This is a genomic window from Rheinheimera sp. ATLC3, from assembly GCF_059429535.1.
Genome location: NZ_CM182103.1, coordinates 2,826,315 through 2,844,518 on the forward strand (window position 1 = coordinate 2,826,315; position 18,204 = coordinate 2,844,518).

The following is an 18,204-nucleotide window of genomic DNA, read 5'->3' on the forward strand; positions in this document are numbered from 1 at the left end:
AATAGTAAAGCCCCATGTAGGGGCTTTATCCGGCACGGGGGCTTATTGCAGGTGGTCTTTTAACTCACGACCGGCCTGGTCCAGTGCGTCTTGCACTGCCGGTACGTCGCTTAGCACGTTCAGCAAGCCAAAGTCATGGATCATACCGTTGTAACGCACTGTGGTTACGGTTACACCCGCATCGTTCAGGTGGCGGCCATAGGCTTCACCTTCATCACGCAACACATCCATTTCAGCGGTCTGAATTAATGCCGGTGGCAAGCCTTGCAACTGGGCTTTGGTCGCACGCAGCGGTGAGGCATAAATCTCGTTACGCTGCTCCTGTGACGTGGTGTAGTTATCCCAGAACCACTGCATCATGTTGCGGGTTAAAAAGTGACCATCGGCATAGGTATGGTACGACGTATTGTTAAAGCCGGCATCGGTGACCGGCCACAGCAACAGCTGGAATTTCAGCGTCGGTGTGCCTGCTTCTTTCGCTTTCAATGCCACTACCGCCGCCATGTTACCACCGACGCTATTACCGGCGACGGCCAGGCGGTTACCATCCACACCAATTTTCTGACCATTTTCGGCGACCCATTTGGTGGCGGCATACGCCTGGTTGATTGCGGTTGGGTATTTCGCTTCCGGTGATGGGGTGTAATCAACGTACACTGCCGCTGCACCAGAGCGCTGCACCAAATCACGGATTAAACGCTCATGCGTTGGGAAATCCCCCAGTACCCAGCCACCACCGTGGAAGAACATAAAGGCCGGTAAGGTGCCGGTGCTGCCTTGTGGTTTAACGATAACCAGTTTAATGCTCTGGCCATCCACTTTGATAATTTTTTCGCTGACATCAGCAGCCGGTAAGATGGCACCTTGTTGTGCGCCGGTTAATACCGCACGGGCATCTTTAGCCGATAACTGCTCCAGTGGTTTACCGCCGCCCTGGGCTAAGGCAGTTAAAAAGCCCTGTGTTTTCGTTTCAACACCCGGTGAGCCGGCCGCCATGGCGTTACCGATACTTAATGCTAACAGGCTGGCAGTGATAACAGTGTTTAGTGTTTTCATGATGGTTTCCTCAATAATTCAGTTAATTTAGCTTCAGTTGGGTTTGCTGTTTACACAGCTGTTATTTGTTAGTCGCAGTTGCGGCTTCGGCAATTAGTGCGGCGACTTTGTCCGGGTGTGATGTCATCACCACATGGGAAGCGCCGGGTACTTCAACGATTTTTTTCGCTTTAGCACGCTGTGCCATAAACTTCATCGCAGCAGGCGGAATGTTCTTGTCTGCAGTACCATAAATTGACCATGACGGTACGGCATGCCAGGCAGGCAGGCCAGCGGGCTCAGTTAAAGCCAGCTCAGTGACCGGGCGTTGTGTCGCGGCCATCAGCGAGGCTTCTGCGGCGGGTACATCGGCTGCAAACTGTTCGCCGAATTTGTCTTGTTGGATATACAGGTCTTTATTGCCGTCTTTTAATATCACCGGCGTGGCCAGTGTCGGGCCTAAAGTGCTGCCCGGGTAACGGCCAGATAATTCCAGCACTGTCTCACCCTGTTCCGGTGCGAATGCGGCAACATAGACCAAAGCGGTAACATTAGTGTTGTTCTGCACGGCATTGCTGATTACCGCGCCTCCGTAGGAATGGCCTACCAGTACAACCGGGCCGCTGGTATGTTGTACGACACTAGCAACATAGTCAGCATCGGCGCTTAAACTGCGAAGTGGGTTGGCAACCGCTACAACCGGGTAACCCTGTTGCTGCAGGTTAGCCACTACGCCGTTCCAGCTGGATGATTCGGCGAAAGCACCATGTACCAGCACCACTGTTGGTTTTTCAGCAGCAAAAACAGCGCTGCTTAACGTTAATGCTGTGGTAGCAACAGCAGCGGCGATATGGCGAAATTTGAACTTAGTCATGTTGTATTCCTTTTCTGTTGATAAAAATGTTCGTTAGTTAACGTTATGCCCAGAGTGGCGTACTACTCAGCTGCAGTTCAGTTGCAAGCGTTGGGAGTATATTAGGGGGGCTGGTTTGACTTTTGGCGTCAAATTGTCTAAATTTTGATGCAGATAGTCTAATTGAGGTGGTTATGGACAGGCTTTCAACATTACTGGCGCAGTTTGGTATGCACGCCACTACCTTTTACGCTGGCTTGTTCAGTGGTGAACTGGCGTATGATTCACAGGATCGCAGTGGCAGGCTTTATCTGCTCAATACCGGCAAAGCCAGGTTGCATATAGCACGGCAGGAAATCGTCATTAGTCAGCCCAGCCTGCTATTTATTCCCAGGCCTTACAAGCACAGCTTGACTGCCATCCCAACGGACAATACTCAGCTGGTCAGTGCGACGGTAAGCTTCGATGGCGGACAGGATAATCCGTTAACCACGGCCTTGCCCGATTACATGTTAGTGCCAGTCAGTGAGTTACCTATTCTGGGCGATAGTGTTTTGTGGTTATTCAGCGAAGCTGCAGAGCAGAACTGTGGTAGAAATGCGGTGTTAAATCGTTTGCTGGAACTGGTGATGATCCAGTTGTTGCGCCATATCATGGCGAATAGCAGTTTATCTTCCGGTATGATGGCCGGGCTGGCCGATTTGCGCCTGGCGCGGGCCGTAACGCTAATGCATGACCAGCCGCAAAAAAGCTGGTCGGTGGCAGAGCTTGCCAGTGCTGCCAGTATGTCGCGGGCCAGTTTCGCCGCGCAGTTTCATAAAGTAGTGGGTAAAACACCGGCGGACTATCTGCTGAGCTGGCGTGTCAGCCTGACGCAAAAACGGCTGCGTGAAGGCAAACCCATAGCGCTGATTGCTGACGAAGTGGGCTATGACAGCCCGTCAGCGCTGGCGCGGGCGTTCCGGCGTAAAACCGGTGCCAGCCCGCGAGAGTGGTTACAGCAGCAGTAACCAGTACGCAGGCTGTCAGCGGTTTTCCAGCCGGTTATAGTCAAGGTAACCACTGTCTATCGGGTTGCGCTGCTGGAACACTGCGTTCAGCCGGTCGCTAAACTGCCAGAAATTCACATTACTGCGCCGTACACCAAACGCATTTAGCAAGGCGGTGTAATCCTGCTCGCTGTTAATCGCTCTGGCCAGCTTTACCAGCTGAGGTAAATCGGCTTCCTGCACATGCCAGAATGCATCGGGGTAACTGCCCAGAATGCCGCGCACCAAGGTGACATCGTCATTTTGTTTATCGCGGTTTTGCTCTTCAGAAAACAGGCTGTTGACATTGTAATGAGCGCTGTTGCGCAGCAAGGTAAACAGTTCAGGGTCTTTACCCTGCTCAGGCTCAACCACCAGCATGGTGATTTCTGGCAGTATGGCTGCGCTTTCACCTTTTATTTCATTAAGTTGCTGCAATAAAGCCAGGCTTTGCCTGCTCAGGTTACCGGCTGTTAGCTGATACTGTTGTGGTTGTACAGCAGCAAGATGCGTAGCAAAAAGATCATACAGCTCTTGTTTGGGGTTATCAGTTTGGTAATGAATTCCGCTTGGCTGATTAAAGGGATTAATATCGCCTTCAATAAATTGTGTCAGCTCCGGGCCGGCTTTCTGATACCAGGCATTAAACTCGCTGCGACGGCGCTCAGGTGGCAAAAACGCCAGAAAGTTAGATTCGCCTTCCATGCGTAAAAAATCCATGTACAGCCGGGTCATCAGCTGATGGCCATAATTGCCGTACACATCAAAGCCTGCCACCAGCAGGTAATGGATCCGTTCCAGCAGGCCGTAATCAATTACCCAGGCAGTTTTGGGCGCAGTGCCAACCAAACCTTTTACCACAGTGGCATTATCAAAGTGGCGAAACACCGTCAGGCTGGCATTCTGATTATCTCCGTCACCATCCCAAATGCCCTCCATCGTCAGGTGCTGGCCGCCTTGTAGTGATTCGTTTAAAAACCGGCTGCGGGCCCGCAGGTAATCGCCCTGACGTTTGGCAAACGCAACCCAGCTGACGGCAAAAGCGGTGCTGTCTTTTTCTGCCGGCATACGCAGGTTATTTTGCTGCGACAGGTAAAAGGCGTCTACATCAGCGGCTGTCGCCATTTCCGGTTGCACAAAATACACCCAGAACCTGTCGTTGATCACATTCAGCGCAACCTGTCCGCGGCATACCGGGCCTTTGATATAGCCCATGATGGTATTTTCGGCCCGTTCCAGCATAAAGCGGTAGCGGGCATTTACCGGTAGCCGGGCAAAAGCGGTAAGCGGATTGGCCGCGATTTCGCTGTCGTAGCTGGGCAAGGCCTCTACGCTGTAATCGGCGTCAACAAACCACTGCTGCCATTTTTTCAGTAAGTCGGCATTAATATCGTACGGCTGATGGGTTTTATTGACGATGGTCGACTGCATCGGCGTCAGCCGGTAGTACACCCGTTCAACACCGGGGTCATCAAAAGGCCTGCGACTGGCAATCACACTGACCGGCTGGCCGGGCGGTGTTGCTGAACGTACCAGCTGATAAAACTGTGGTGTTTGGCCCGCTTGGTTCAGTGCTGAAAAATACAGGTGCGAGGTAAATAAATGCTCATAAATATAACGGGCGCTAAGCTGCATTTTCAGGTTGTCGGCGTTTAGCCAGTGTTCAAGTTTGGCTACTTGCGCCAGCTCAGCCTCGGGTAGCACAGCGGCTGACGGCATAGCGGCGCCCTGGCTTAGCCAGTGCATTAACTGCTTATGCTCACTGCTGCTTAGCGCCGGTAAACCGTAAGGCATACCCGCCAGTGGTTGGTTGCGGGCGTAGTTTTCAAACTCTTCAATAGTGGAGCATTGCTGCTCGCGGTCCAGGCTAAAGTCGAAGCTGTCGGGTAAAATCGCGCCCTGTGGCAAAGGCTGTTGCTGCTTAAGCTGCAGCATTCTGGCCAGCACTGACGCCTGGGTATTGGCTTCTGTGGTCTGGCTGCGCTCATTCAACGCCGGGAAAAAGCCGCGCTGCCGCCATTGCTGCACGGTCTGGGCATCAATAAACAAACGGTTAGGCGTTGCTGCCAGTAATCTGGCGCCGTCATAGACTTTTTCTTTATGCGCGCCGCGTTCAATACCGGCGTTTGATGCCATATTCAGCTGACAGGGTGAGTCGTAACAGGCGTGGCATACCACGCAGCGCCGGTCGATTATCGGCCTAATCTGCTCGTTAAAGTAAGCGGCATCGCTGCCGGTGGCAGCTCTGTTATCTGGTGTTGCGCTGCCATACAGCTGGTTTAAATCAAACCGGGCCAGTGTCGCGCAACCTGCCAGTAGCAGTATCAGCACAAACAGCAGTTTTTTTCGGGTCAGGGCGGTGCTTAACATAGTCTTCCTTTGCTGCATGGCGCAATCAGTCATATCGCCAGCGGCAATGGTAGCTCAAAACTTGCCGCTTGTGGTACTCTGCCAGCATCTTGTTTTCGCTGAGAAATTGCATGCTACAGCCGGGTTTTGTTGTGATCCATAGCAATAAACTGGAGACGCTGCGCGAGTTGCTGGTGCAGTGGCTGGCAACGCATCCTGTATCGGTGCTGGGGACTGAAGAGATCCTGGTGCAAAGTAATGGTATTGCACAGTGGCTGAAAATGGCATTGGCCGAAACAGCAAACGGCCATCCGGGTATTGCTGCCGGCCTGCAGGTAGAGCTGCCGAACCAGTTTGTCTGGCAACTTTACCGGGCGGTGCTGGGCGACAGCATTCCGAAAAGCCTGCCGTATGACAAAGCTAATTTAAGCTGGCGCTTGCTGGCATTGCTACCCCAGCTTACCGCGCCGGTGTTTGCGTCGCTACAACGCTACCTTGAGGATGATGTCGACGGCCGTAAAGCCTATCAGCTGGCACTTCGGCTGGCTGATTTATTTGACCAGTATCAGGTATACCGTGCCGACTGGCTGCAACGCTGGCGTGATGGGCAAGACCTGCTGAACGGCACTAACGCTGTGCCCGCCGATCAGCTGTGGCAACCGGCGCTATGGCGGTTACTGCAGCAACAACTGGCCAGCGTCTGCGCTGAAAATGCCTATTCCAGCCGGGCCGATGTGCATAACACTGCACTTGCCGCACTGCGTGAAGGTAAGCTTGCCCGGCCTGATCTGCTACCCGATCGCGTCGTTGTATTTGGTGTGTCTTCTCTGCCGCAGCAAACTGTCGAACTGTTATCAGCCCTCGGGGCGCAGCGCCAGGTGCTGCTTACCGTATTAAACCCGTGCCGGCATTTTTGGGGTGATATCAGCAGCATTAAGGATGAAATGCGTGTTGCGCAAAAACGCCAGCAGCGCAAAAGCGGCTTACCGCCGGTGCTGGATGCCGATGCGCTGTATCTGCATGCGCCGGTATTGCTGGCCAGTTTGGGTAAACAGGGGCGTGACTATATCAGCCTGCTGGATCAGTTTGACCAGCCAGAGCATTATCAACACTGGTTTAATGGCCGTATTGACCTGTTTTCTGACCCGGTTGCCGATATCAGCGCTTTGCCGTTATTAACGCAGTTGCAGCAGGACATGCTGGAGCTAAACCCAACACCGGCAGTGCCGCGTATGTTGGCAGCTGCCGATAGCAGCATCAGTTTTCATATCGCTCATAGCCGCCAGCGGGAAGTGGAAATTCTGCAGGACAACCTGATCGCAGCGTTTAGCGCCGACCCGGCACTACAGCCACGCGATATTATTGTGATGACACCGGATATCAGCCAATACCAAAGCCATATTCATGCAGTGTTTGGCCGCCTGGCGCAGGACGACCCGCGCTTTTTACCCTATACGCTGGCCGATCAGAGCTTGCGCGGCAGCCAGCCGCTGTTGCTGGCGCTGGAATACCTGCTGGATTTGCCAAAACAGCGTTTTGCCTTAAGTGAAATCAGCGATTTACTCGATGTACCCGCTATTCAGCGCCGCTTTGGCGTATATGCTGACGCTTTGCCGCAATTACGGTTATGGCTGACCGAGGCCGGTGTGCGCTGGGGGCTGGATGGTGCGCAGCGTAGCACACTCGAGTTGGGTGAGTTGGACAGCAATTACAGCTGGATGTTTGGTATTGAGCGTATGTTGCTGGGGTTTGCCATTGGTGATGAACCCTTGTGGCAGGACACCGCACCTTATGCGGAGGTTGCCGGGCTGGCTGCAGCTGAGCTTGGGCCGGTGCTGCAGTTTATTCAGCAGTTAAAGCACTGGCACAGTGTTATAGCGGCTGGGCAGTCGCGCAGCCTGTTACAGTGGCAACAGCTGATGCTGGGTGAGAACGGTTTGCTGCTGAGCCTGTTTGATTTTAATGATGAGCAGGACCAGCTGGTTTACAGCCGGTTGAGCGACGCGCTGGACCAGCTGGTTGCCGCGGCAGACAGCGGGGATTTTAGCGGTGAAATCAGCCTGCTGGTGCTGCGCGAAGCCTGGTTGGAACAAGCGGCCAGTAGTGGTTTAAGCCAGCGCTTCCTGGCTGGCAGTTTAACGTTTTCGACACTGATGCCGATGCGCGCCATACCGTTTAAGCGTATTTACCTGTTGGGCCTGAATGATGGTGATTACCCGCGCTCCAGGATGCGTGATGACTTTGACCTGATGGCAACAGATTACCGCGCCGGCGATCGGTCGCGGCGTGATGATGACCGGTACCTGTTTCTGGAAGCGCTGTTAAGTGCGCGCGACAGCCTGTATCTGAGCTGGGTAGGTCGCGATATTCGTAACAATAGCGAGTTACCGCCAAGTGTGCTGGTTAGCCAGTTGCGCGATCTGATCAATAACGGCTGGACAGCAGAGCAACAGCCGGATACCGCACAAAGCCTGACTCACGAATACCCGATGCAGCCGTTTTCGGCGCAGTATTTCAATGGCCGCTACCACACTTATGCTTATGAGTGGCAAAGTGCGCACCAGCCTGGCAGCGCCCCGCTATTGCCAGAACCTGCAGCTATGCAGCCAGAAGCTGAGCTATTGCCTGTTCTGACACTACGCCTGCTGGACGACTTTCTGGCCAACCCGTGCCGGCATTATTTAACCCAGCGTTTTAAAACCCGGTTTTATCAGCAGAACGACGGCACAGAAGATGCTGAGCCTTTTGTGCTCAATGCGCTGCAGTTGTACCAACTGAAACAGCAAGTGCTGGACCAGTTATTACTTGATGCAGACACCGACATTGATGCAGCCGTACAGCAACTGGCGCGCCAGGCCAGGCTGCCGCTGGCGCTATTTGGGCAACTCAGTGCAGCCCAGATAGCGCGTGAAGCCGGTGTGGTGTTTTCACGCTACCGCGCTGACGGCACGCACTGGCAAAGACGCAGCAAAGCATTGAGCTTACAGCTTGAACCCGCTGGCATTGTGTTAAATGACCGGCTGGGTAATGTCTACAGTAATGATGCTGGCCAACAAGCGCTTATTTTGCTGCGGCCAAGTGCGGTACGGGATAAAGGCGGGCTGCGCGTGCATACGCTGCGCAGTAGCTGGCTGCAACAGCTGGCGGCAAACAGTCAGGGTGAGGCACTGGCGATTTATCAGTACGGCCTGGATGATGCGATACATATCCGGCCTCAGCCGCAGATACAGGCAGCAACAACACTGGACGCGCTGGTACAACACTGGTTGGCAGCACTACAGCAGCCGTTGCCGCTGATGCCGAAAACCGCGCTGTGCTATTTGCAAACCGGCGACGAGAATAAATGCCGCGACATGTTTGAAGGTGGGTATCAGCGCAGTGGCGAACGTGACAACGCGCCGGAGCTGACGCGCTACTACCCGGACTTTAACAGCCTGCTGGCAGCCGGTTTTACCGATTGGGCGCAGAAAGTGTATGGCCCTATGCTGCAAACTCTGACCGATAACGACAGCGGAGCCGCACTATGAGCCAGCCTGGCCTGCCAGCGATAGCTGCGCGCAACAACGATGTAAAACCGCTTGATGCATTAACTTTTCCGCTGCACGGTAGCCGGTTAATCGAGGCCAGCGCTGGTACCGGTAAAACCTTTACCCTGGCTGCGCTGTATCTGCGCCTGGTGTTGGGCCATGGTCAACGCGCAACAGACAGCGAACAAAACAGTGGCTTTGTCACTGCGTTAACGCCGCCACAAATTCTGGTCGTAACCTTTACCCGGGCGGCGACGGCTGAGCTGCGTGATCGTATCCGGTTACGGCTGGTTGAGGCCGCCACAGCATTTCGTGCCGGTAATACTGACGATGAGCTGTTAAGCCGGTTATTGCAGGACTACAGCAAAAACGAGTATCCGGCCTGTGCCGGTATCTTAGAGCGTGCAGCGCAATGGATGGACGAAGCGGCGATATTTACTATTCACAGCTGGTGTCAGCGCATGCTGTCAGAGCATGCTTTTGACTCCGGTATGGGGTTTGCTGAGCAGCTTAGTGACGATAATCAGCTGCTTTTGCACACGCTGGCGTGTGACTACTGGCGCCGCTTTTTATACCCACTGACTGATGCTGCTGTGTTACACGAGCTGGGGCGGGTAGCGCAGTCGCCTGAGGCACTGCTAACGGATGTGCAGCCCTGGCTGCAAGCCGATGCAGAAGATATGCAATTTAACGCCGGCGGCGAGCCGTTACCCGGGCCGCTAAGCCCACAGCAGGCCGCAGCACCGCTTAGCCAGTGGCAGCAGCAACTGACAGCGCTGTGCCAGCAGTTGCCGCCATTGCTGACCGAGGATGTACTGCCACTGCTGGATGATGCCTTTGACAACAGCTGGTTAAACGGCAACAAGTTCCGTGCCGCCAGCTGGCCGGCAGAGCGCCAGTGGTGGCTGGCGCTGCTGGCTGAACCTGAAAAGCTAAACAGCCAGGACGCTGACTTTACCAGCATGGTGCAAAAATACAGTGCGGCCAATCTGGCTGCTGCACAGAAAAAAGGCCAGCCGCTGCTACGCCATGCAGTATTTGAACATTTTGATGCGATAGTACAGTTGTTACAGGCGAAGCCCGAACTGGCAATGGCAGTGCGGCACCATGCGGCCATATGGCTAAGTGGCGAGTTTCATACCCGTAAACAGCAGCGCGGTGAGCTGGATTTTAATGACTTGCTGCTGCAGCTGCATAAAGCGCTGCTAAGTGACAGCGGTCAGGTATTGGCCGCCCGGATCCGCACACAGTATCCGGTGGCGATGGTGGATGAATTTCAGGACACCGACCCGCTGCAGTTTGCTATTTTCCGTGCCATTTACCCCGATGTGCAAAGCCGTGACAACGCGCTGATTATGGTGGGGGATCCGAAGCAGGCAATATATAGCTTCCGCGGGGCCGACTTACATACCTACCTGCAGGCCCGCACGTTAACAACTGGCCGGCATTACAGCCTGAGCACAAACTTTCGCTCGACCACGGCGCTGGTAGAAGGGGTGAACCAACTATTCAGTGCTGCTGAGAGCCAGCGTGGTGCTTTCGGTTTTGGCAGCAGTGATGTGACGGAGCTGCCGTTTTTGCCGGTACAGGCTAAGGGTAAAAGTACACAGCTGCAGCGTGGCAGTAATGAAGTCGCGGCCGTGAATTATTGGCTGGCGCAAGCTGAGCCAGGCGAACTGAAAAAAGGTGGCTATCAAAGCCTGATGGCGCAGGCGTGTGCCGATGAAATTACGTATCTGCTGCATCAGGCACAGCGCGGTCAGGCGCTGTTTAGCGGTGACGATAGTGGCGCTAAACCTCTGCAGCCATCGGACATTGCTGTTTTGGTACGCGACCGCAATGAAGCTGCACTGATCAGGCGTGAGCTGAGCGCGCGTAATGTGCGCTCAGTATATATGTCGGATAACGAGTCGGTGCTGCAAAGCGCTGAGGCCGCCAGTGTGCTGTGCTGGTTAAAAGCCTGTCATCAGCTGGAAGATGACAACCTGCTGCGCCAGGCGCTGGCATTACCCTTGTCGCAAAACAGTGATACCCAGCTGCAATACTGGCTGAACAACGAAATAGCCTGGGAGCAGCTGACTGATCAGATCCGGTTGTTTCGCCAAATCTGGCGTTACAAAGGCGTACTGGCCATGCTTACGGCCTGGCTGCATTACTTTGGTTTGCCGGCAAAGTGGCTGGCGCAGGAGCAAGGTGAGCGCTGCCTGACCAATGTGCTGCACCTGGCAGAATTACTGCAAAGTGAAAGCCAGCAGCGTGATGGTGAAAGCGGCCTGATCCGCTGGCTAAGCGAGCAGCTGGCAGGTAATGGCAACAGTGATGAGCAGCAGCTGCGGCTGGAAAGTGATCAACAGCTGGTGCAGGTGGTGACCATCCATAAAAGTAAAGGCCTGCAGTATAACCTGGTGTTCCTGCCGTTTATCTGTGGTTTTAAAGCAGCCAAAAAAGATCGGCCGCAGCGTTATTTTGATGGCCGCCAGCGGGTGCTGGATCTGACGCCCGATGATGCAACGCTGCAAAAGGCTGAACACGAGCGCCTGTTGGAAGACATCCGGCTGTTATATGTTGCACTGACCCGGCCGGTATACGCCTGCTGGCTCGGTTTGGCGGTGTTTAGCGAAGGCAACAGTAAAAAAAGCAAACTGGCGCAAAGTGCGCTGGGCTACCTGCTGAACTTACCGGATGACTGCACCCTGGCAGATTTAACCACGGCGCTTAGCGCACTGCCCTGGCAGCAACAGCCGCTGCCTGCAGTACAGCCACCACTTAGTGTGGCGGGCTTGCCTGAACTGATACCGGCGCTGACACTTACTGCACCGCTCAGACGCGAGCGCTGGTGGATAGCCAGTTATTCTGCGCTGCGTACCGGCAGCAATCAGGCGCCCGAGCTTAGTGATGCTGCGCCAGACAAGGGGGCCTTAGCGGCCGATACTGTGCTCGACAGCTTGTTGCAGGAGGAGAATAACGAGCCTTTGCTGCACAGTGAGCAGTACCAGAGCATGCATGATTTTCCACGTGGTGCTGTGCCCGGCACCTTTTTGCACCAGCTACTTGAACTGGCGCAACAGCAAGGGTTCGCCCGGTGCGATGATGTCTTTTGCGATGACATGTTAGCGCATCAGCTGGCGCGGCATAACTGGCAAAGCTGGCATCAGGTGCTGCGCAGCTGGCTGGGACAGATGTTACAGGCGCCGCTGGCCGGTGTGCAGCAGTCGCTTAAGCAGTTACAGCAGGTGCGATCAGAACTGGAGTTCTGGCTGCAAACTGAGCAGGTACCGGTATTAGTGTTAGATAAGCTGATTTGTCAGGCCGTTCTACCCGGTATGTCGCGCCCGCCGCTGTTACCCGATACGTTAAACGGTATGTTAAAAGGCTTTATTGACTTAACGTTGCAAGGCCATGACGGCCGCTACTGGGTGCTGGATTACAAATCAAACTGGCTGGGCCCGGATGACAGTGCCTACAGCGTTGAAGCGATGCAGCAGGCTTTGCTTGATAAGCGTTATGATGTGCAGGCCGTGCTGTATATGCTGGCACTGCACCGGTTGTTGAAGCTGCGCCAACCCGGTTACCTGCAGGCGCCAGAGCGTTATCTCGGTGGTGCGCTGTACTGGTTCATCCGCGCGCCAGAGCAGGGCCAACTGCTTTTACCCGCGCCTGTTACGCTGTTAACCCAGCTTGATGCCCTGTTTGCCGGCAAAGCCGTGCCGGAGGTTTCAGATGCAAATTGACTTATTTGCCAGTGAACATGAGCCAGAACCGCAAGCGGCGTTTCATCCGGCGCTGCAGGATCTGGCACAGATGCAGGCTATGTTACAGCGCTGGCAGCAGCGGCGCTGGCTGCGTGCTTTAGATGTGCAACTACCGCAAACCCTGCATCAGCTGGCGGCTGAACCAAACCCGCTGTTATGGTTGCTCTGTGCTTTACTGTGCCATCAGTATGGCCGCGGCCACAGTTGTATTTTGTTACAGGATTTACTGCAAGACCCGGACGGCCTGCTGAGCCTGCCGCCGCAAAACCAGTTTTTACAGCGCTTTACTGACCGCCCGGCAGTGGTGTTAAAAGGCCTTACGATCGGGGATTTCCGCGCGGCGCTGCAGGGCAGCAGCTGGCTGGCAACGGCAGGGGCAGCACCGCTGGTGCTTAACGAAGACAGGTTGTATCTGTACCGGCTATACCAGGCAGAGCAGCGCGTAAAGCAGCACCTCAGTTTAATGCTCAGCACCACGCTGCCGCTGGCCAACGCCGTAACAGCTGAGCTGGATATATTATTTGCCACACCGCAGCAAACCGAACCCGACTGGCAGCGGCTGGCCTGTGTGATGGCATTACAACGCCGGTTTGCCATTATTACCGGCGGGCCGGGTACCGGTAAAACGACTACAGTGGTAAAGCTACTGGCGTTGTTACAACACGGTGCCGGCGGCGCTCTGAATATAAAACTGGCTGCGCCAACCGGTAAGGCCGCTGTGCGCCTGACCGAGTCTATCAGCGGTGCGCTAACTCAGTTGCCGGCAGAGCGCGCCCGCACCATACCGACAGAGGTGACCACCTTACACCGGCTACTGGGGGCAGTGCCAAACCGGCGCAGCTTCCGGCATAACCGTGACAACCCGTTACAGCTGGATGTACTGGTGGTAGATGAAGCCTCAATGGTGGATTTAGAAATGATGGCGGCGCTGCTCGATGCCTTGCCAGAGCAGGCTCAGCTGGTGCTGCTTGGCGATAAAGATCAATTGTCGTCAGTTGAGGCCGGTTCAGTACTGGGCGATTTATGCCGGGGCGCGGAATTGGGCGGCTACCGCGACGACACCGTGGCGCTGTTGCAAGCGTTTAGCACCGTGGCGCTGGATAAATGGCGCGGTGAGGGTTCAGTGCTTAACCAGGCTACGGTAATGCTGCGCAAAAGCCACCGTTTTGATGCGCACTCCGGCATCGGTCAGCTGGCTGCGGCAGTGAACCGCGGCGATACCGGCGCGGTGGAATTGTTTGCGCAGTACACGGATATTGAACTGTTTGGCGCAAATCAGCTCAGTATACTTAAGGCCACCGTTGTTGCCGGTTACCGGCAGTATCTGCAGCAGGCGCAGCCAGGCCCCGCAGATGAGCGGGATAACTGGGCACGCAGCGTGCTTGGCAGTTATAGCCGGTTTCAGGTGCTGTGCGCGCTGCGCAGCGGTGACTGGGGCGTAGAAGGCGTAAATGAGCAAATCAGCCAGTGGCTGCACAGCAGCGGTTTAATTAACCGCCAGCAGCAGTGGTACAGTGGCAGGCCGGTTATGATGCAGCGCAACAATTACAACCTGGGGTTAATGAACGGCGATATCGGCATTACGTTAGTTGATCCGCTCAGCAACATGCTGCGTGTGGTGTTTCAGCTGGCTGATGGCAGCATCAAATGGGTATTGCCCAGCCGTTTAACCGAGGTAGAAACCGCCTTTGCCATTACGGTGCACAAATCGCAGGGCTCGGAATTTAATCATTGTTGCCTGGTACTGCCACCGGATAACAGCCCGTTGTTAAGTCGTGAATTGCTGTATACCGGTATTACCCGTGCCAAACAGCACTTTAGTTTGCTGTGTGCTGCCCCGGCACTGCTGCGCCAGGCTATAAGCCGCCGTGTGGCCAGAAGCAGCGGGCTCTAAGCCCGGCAAACAGAGGAGATCACTATGCTACAACTAGACGCGAGCGAATTGGTAAAGAACGGTAGTTATATCAATGGCCGCTGGCACAATAGCGATAATACGTTCAGCGTAAAAAACCCGGCTGATTTGCAGCCGCTGGCCGACGTTGCTGATGCCGGTAAAACGCAGGCCGAACAAGCGGTGCAGGCTGCGAGCGACAGCTTTGCCAGCTGGGCAGCCAAACCCGCAGCCGAGCGCTCAGCGCTGTTGCTGGATTGGTATCAACTGGTGATGAAACATCAGGATGACCTGGCGCGTTTAATGACGTTAGAGCAAGGCAAACCGTTAGCGGAAGCCAAAGGCGAGATAGCTTATGGCGCGTCCTACTTGCAATGGTTTGCTGAAGAAGCCAAGCGGCTGTATGGCGATACAATACCGGCACCATCTGCCGACAAACGTATCATTGTACAGCGCCAGCCGGTTGGCGTGGTTGCTGCCATTACGCCGTGGAATTTCCCGAATGCTATGCTGGCCCGCAAAGCTGCGGCAGCGCTGGCGGCAGGCTGCACCTTTGTGGTGAAACCTGCACACCAGACACCGCTTTCGGCGCTGGCGCTGGCAGAGTTGTCGCAGCAGGCCGGTATTCCGCCGGGCGTGTTTAATGTGGTTTGTGGCACCGATGCCAAAGCGATTGGTGAGGTGCTAACGCAGGACCCCCGGGTCGCCAAATTCAGTTTTACCGGCTCGACAGCGGTGGGCAAAGTGCTGGCAAAACAATGTGCTGATACAGTAAAAAGGGTCAGTATGGAGCTTGGCGGCAACGCACCTTTTATTGTGTTTGATGATGCCGATCTGGATGCCGCTGCTGAAGGCTTAATGGCTTCTAAGTTTCGTAATGCCGGCCAAACCTGCGTTTGCGCCAACCGTATTCTGGTGCAGAGCAGCATCTACGATGCCTTTATTGAAAAATTCGTTGAGAAGGTAAAAATGCTGCGCATCGGCGATGGTCTGGAAAAGGGCACCGATATTGGCCCGCTGATAGATGACAAAGCGCTGCAAAAAGTAACCGAACTGACCCAGAGCGCGTTAGACGATGGCGCGACGCTGCTGCTTGGCGGGCACCATCACAGCTTTGGTGAACGTTTTTTTCAGCCAACAGTGCTGGGGGATGTCACAGCAGAGATGACGATCAGCCAGCAGGAGATTTTTGGCCCGGTTGCTGCGATACAGCAGTTTGACACCGAACAGGACGCGATTGAACTGGCAAACGCTACCGAATATGGTCTGGCGGCCTATTTCTACAGCCGCGATATTGGCCGGGTGTTTCGCGTATCGCAGGCACTGCAGTTTGGCATGGTTGGCGTAAATGAAGGCATGGTATCTAATGCTGCGGCTCCGTTTGGTGGGGTGAAACAATCCGGCTATGGTCGCGAAGGTTCAAAATACGGCCTGGATGATTACACCGATATTAAGTACCTGTGCATTGCTGGTGTTTAGTGCGCTGCACATGCTAAAAAGCCGCCAGCATGATACATAAGTGCTGGCGGGTCTGATTGTCTTGATGTGCATTGCTTTGCACCGCTACTGGCGTTATAACAGATGCAGTAAAGCTAAAGGACAAGCGCTGTGGTAACTCAAGACATAGTAAAAGATGAGATCCAGCTGATCTACGTAAGTGAACGTTGCGCCAGCACCGATGACACCGCCATCAACAAAATAAAACTGCGTGCCGAGCCAAATAATCACCGGCGTCATATTACCGGTGCTCTGCTTTATACCGAGCATTACTTTTTGCAATATCTGGAAGGTGAAGCCGCGGTAGTTGATGCGCTCTATGCCAGCATCTGCCGAGATCCACGCCACACTAATGTGCGCCTGCTACTGCGCAAATCAATCACACAGCGCGATTTTTCACGCTGGAGCCTGGGCATAAAAAAGCTGCTGGATAACAGTGAAAATCAGGACTTTATCGCCGTGCTGAATATGATAGGCCAAGCCAGCAAGGTATCAGAAAGCCAGCTTGAATGGTTTAAACTGGCGTTAAAGTAAGGGGTACTTTAACGCCAGGCGCTGATTATTCCACGTTTTGGATCTGCTCGCGCATTTGCTCAATTAACACCTTAAGTTCCACGGCCGCGTTGGTGATCTCGGTGCTGATGGCTTTGGACGATAGCGTATTCGCTTCGCGGTTAAATTCCTGCATCATAAAATCGAGACGCCGGCCGCAGGCGCCGCCTTTTTTCAGCGTGTGGCGGGTTTCTTTGATGTGCGCATCGAGGCGATCCAACTCTTCAGCTACGTCGGATTTGGAGGCTAAAAACGCCATTTCCTGCTCTAACCGGCTTTGGTCTACATCGGCTTTAATCTCGTTTAAACGGTTTACGATACGGTCGCGTTGCCACTGCATAGCTTGCGGTAAATGGCTGCGGACAAACGCAACCTGCTCACCAATTGCCGTTAAGCGCTGCTGTATCATCTGCTCTATGGCTTCACCTTCGCGGCCACGACCGGCAAGAAAATCCTGTAAGGCGGCATCGAAACCGGCCAGTAACTCGCCCTGCAATGCGTCTAAATCTTCAGTCGGCGTTTCCATTACGCCCGGCCAGCGCAGTATGTCGGCAATATTTAACTGCGCTTGCGGCGCTTTTTGCAGTAATTGCTGGGCTTTTTGCAGCAGTTGCTCGGCGAAAACGTCGTTCATCGTCAGCTCGCCAGCTGCCTGGTTAGCGTGGTAACGCAGGTTTACCTCAATTTTACCGCGCTGCAGGTTATTGCGCAGTTTATCGCGCAGTATGCTTTCCAGGCCGCGAAACTGTTCCGGTAAGCGAAAATAGGATTCTAAATAGCGCTGGTTAACCGAACGGATTTCCCACTGGGCAGTGCCCCAGTTGGCTTTGGTTTCGTGACGGGCGAAGGCTGTCATACTGTGGATCATAAAATGCTCTCTGGCGGTAAATAAACACCGAGTATACCGCAGGCTAAGCGATTTTGGCGAATTGATGGCCCTAACTGTCCATAACACTTATAATGGCGAACATTGTTAATTTCAGGAGTGCAGCTATGCGTCCAAGTGGCAGAACCGCCAGTCAGATCCGTCCCCTTACGTTTACCCGTCAGTTTACTGCTCATGCCGAAGGCTCTGTGCTGGTTGAGTTTGGTAATACCAAGGTGATTTGTACCGCCAGTGTGATTGAAGGTGTACCGCGCTTTATGAAAGGCCAGGGCAAAGGCTGGGTGACGGCAGAATACGGCATGTTGCCACGCGCTACGCATACCCGTAACGACCGTGAAGCCGCTCGTGGCAAACAAGGTGGCCGCACCATGGAAATTCAGCGCCTGATTGGCCGTGCCCTGCGCACAGCGGTGGATTTAAAGCTGCTGGGTGAGAATACGATTACTATCGACTGTGATGTCATTCAGGCTGATGGCGGCACCCGTACAGCATCCATTACCGGTGCTTGTGTTGCCTTAGTCGACGCGCTGAACTTTATGCGTGCTAAAGGCATGATCAAAACCAACCCGTTGAATTTTATGGTAGCAGCGGTATCAGTAGGTATTTATAAAGGCACGGCGGTGGCTGATTTGGATTACGCCGAAGACTCAAACGCCGAAACCGATATGAATATCGTGATGACGGAAACCGGCAAAGTGATTGAAATTCAGGGCACAGCAGAAGAAGCGCCGTTTAGCTTTGAGGAAATGCAGCAAATGCTGGATTTAGGCAAGCACGCTATCCGCGAGATCATTGACGAACAAAAGCGCGTGCTGGCTTAAGACTGACTTAAGG

General features: G+C 54.2%; 11 protein-coding genes. 7 read left to right on the plus strand and 4 right to left on the minus strand.

Translation table 11 applies throughout. The annotated features are described in order from the left end of the window. Positions 1 to 42 precede the first annotated feature (42 nt). The gene (locus tag AC5SV9_RS13090) at positions 43 to 1,056 is read right to left on the minus strand and encodes an alpha/beta hydrolase (RefSeq protein ID WP_475149688.1); all 1,014 of its coding nucleotides are present in this window, start codon (positions 1,054 to 1,056) and stop codon (positions 43 to 45) included. A gap of 61 nt (positions 1,057 to 1,117) precedes the next feature. Further along, positions 1,118 to 1,909: an alpha/beta fold hydrolase gene (locus tag AC5SV9_RS13095; RefSeq protein ID WP_475149685.1), complete on the minus strand. Its 792-nt coding sequence runs from the start codon at positions 1,907 to 1,909 to the stop codon at positions 1,118 to 1,120. 173 nt (positions 1,910 to 2,082) lie between these two features. Between AC5SV9_RS13095 and AC5SV9_RS13100 the strand changes: the two genes are divergently transcribed. Then, entirely contained in the window at positions 2,083 to 2,898 is an 816-nt protein-coding gene (locus AC5SV9_RS13100; RefSeq protein WP_475149683.1) for a cupin domain-containing protein, read from the plus strand. 15 nt (positions 2,899 to 2,913) lie between these two features. Here AC5SV9_RS13100 and AC5SV9_RS13105 read toward each other — a convergent pair whose 3' ends face one another. Beyond that, a complete protein-coding gene (locus tag AC5SV9_RS13105) occupies positions 2,914 to 5,286 on the minus strand; it encodes a fatty acid cis/trans isomerase (RefSeq protein WP_475149681.1) in 2,373 nt (790 codons plus the stop codon). Positions 5,287 to 5,396: 110 nt separating this feature from the next. Between AC5SV9_RS13105 and recC the strand changes: the two genes are divergently transcribed. From recC to AC5SV9_RS13130, 5 genes are all read left to right on the plus strand, one after another. Then, positions 5,397 to 8,792: an exodeoxyribonuclease V subunit gamma gene (gene recC / locus AC5SV9_RS13110; protein WP_475149679.1), complete on the plus strand. Its 3,396-nt coding sequence runs from the start codon at positions 5,397 to 5,399 to the stop codon at positions 8,790 to 8,792. Beyond that, positions 8,789 to 12,523: an exodeoxyribonuclease V subunit beta gene (recB, locus tag AC5SV9_RS13115; protein ID WP_475149677.1), complete on the plus strand. Its 3,735-nt coding sequence runs from the start codon at positions 8,789 to 8,791 to the stop codon at positions 12,521 to 12,523. Before recC ends, recB begins: the two co-directional genes overlap by 4 nt. Beyond that, the gene (gene recD, locus AC5SV9_RS13120; protein WP_475149675.1) at positions 12,513 to 14,438 is read left to right on the plus strand and encodes an exodeoxyribonuclease V subunit alpha; all 1,926 of its coding nucleotides are present in this window, start codon (positions 12,513 to 12,515) and stop codon (positions 14,436 to 14,438) included. Before recB ends, recD begins: the two co-directional genes overlap by 11 nt. Positions 14,439 to 14,462: 24 nt before the next feature. Continuing rightward, positions 14,463 to 15,914, plus strand: coding sequence for an NAD-dependent succinate-semialdehyde dehydrogenase (locus AC5SV9_RS13125; protein ID WP_475149674.1), 1,452 nt, complete (start codon positions 14,463 to 14,465; stop codon positions 15,912 to 15,914). A gap of 129 nt (positions 15,915 to 16,043) precedes the next feature. Continuing rightward, a complete protein-coding gene (locus AC5SV9_RS13130; protein ID WP_475149673.1) occupies positions 16,044 to 16,466 on the plus strand; it encodes a BLUF domain-containing protein in 423 nt (140 codons plus the stop codon). Between the two features lie 25 nt (positions 16,467 to 16,491). Here the strand turns inward: AC5SV9_RS13130 and AC5SV9_RS13135 are convergent, their stop codons facing one another. Then, positions 16,492 to 17,352 carry a YicC/YloC family endoribonuclease gene (locus tag AC5SV9_RS13135; RefSeq protein ID WP_475149671.1) on the minus strand — a complete coding sequence of 287 codons (861 nt, stop codon included), beginning with the start codon at positions 17,350 to 17,352 and terminating at the stop codon, positions 16,492 to 16,494. 125 nt (positions 17,353 to 17,477) lie between these two features. Here AC5SV9_RS13135 and rph point away from each other — a divergent pair, with 125 nt between their 5' ends. Next, positions 17,478 to 18,191, plus strand: a complete 714-nt coding sequence (gene rph / locus AC5SV9_RS13140) for a ribonuclease PH (protein WP_008219734.1) — start codon at positions 17,478 to 17,480, stop codon at positions 18,189 to 18,191. The last annotated feature ends 13 nt before the right edge of the window (positions 18,192 to 18,204 follow it).

Excerpts from the sequence above, each read along its gene's own strand:
- AC5SV9_RS13090 (WP_475149688.1), bottom strand. The coding sequence starts at position 1,056 with ATGAAAACACTAAACACTGTTATCACTGCCAGCCTGTTAGCATTAAGT.
- AC5SV9_RS13095 (WP_475149685.1), bottom strand. The coding sequence starts at position 1,909 with ATGACTAAGTTCAAATTTCGCCATATCGCCGCTGCTGTTGCTACCACA.
- AC5SV9_RS13100 (WP_475149683.1), top strand. The coding sequence starts at position 2,083 with ATGGACAGGCTTTCAACATTACTGGCGCAGTTTGGTATGCACGCCACT.
- AC5SV9_RS13105 (WP_475149681.1), bottom strand. The coding sequence starts at position 5,286 with ATGTTAAGCACCGCCCTGACCCGAAAAAAACTGCTGTTTGTGCTGATA.
- recC (WP_475149679.1), top strand. The coding sequence starts at position 5,397 with ATGCTACAGCCGGGTTTTGTTGTGATCCATAGCAATAAACTGGAGACG.
- recB (WP_475149677.1), top strand. The coding sequence starts at position 8,789 with ATGAGCCAGCCTGGCCTGCCAGCGATAGCTGCGCGCAACAACGATGTA.
- recD (WP_475149675.1), top strand. The coding sequence starts at position 12,513 with ATGCAAATTGACTTATTTGCCAGTGAACATGAGCCAGAACCGCAAGCG.
- AC5SV9_RS13125 (WP_475149674.1), top strand. The coding sequence starts at position 14,463 with ATGCTACAACTAGACGCGAGCGAATTGGTAAAGAACGGTAGTTATATC.
- AC5SV9_RS13135 (WP_475149671.1), bottom strand. The coding sequence starts at position 17,352 with ATGATCCACAGTATGACAGCCTTCGCCCGTCACGAAACCAAAGCCAAC.
- rph (WP_008219734.1), top strand. The coding sequence starts at position 17,478 with ATGCGTCCAAGTGGCAGAACCGCCAGTCAGATCCGTCCCCTTACGTTT.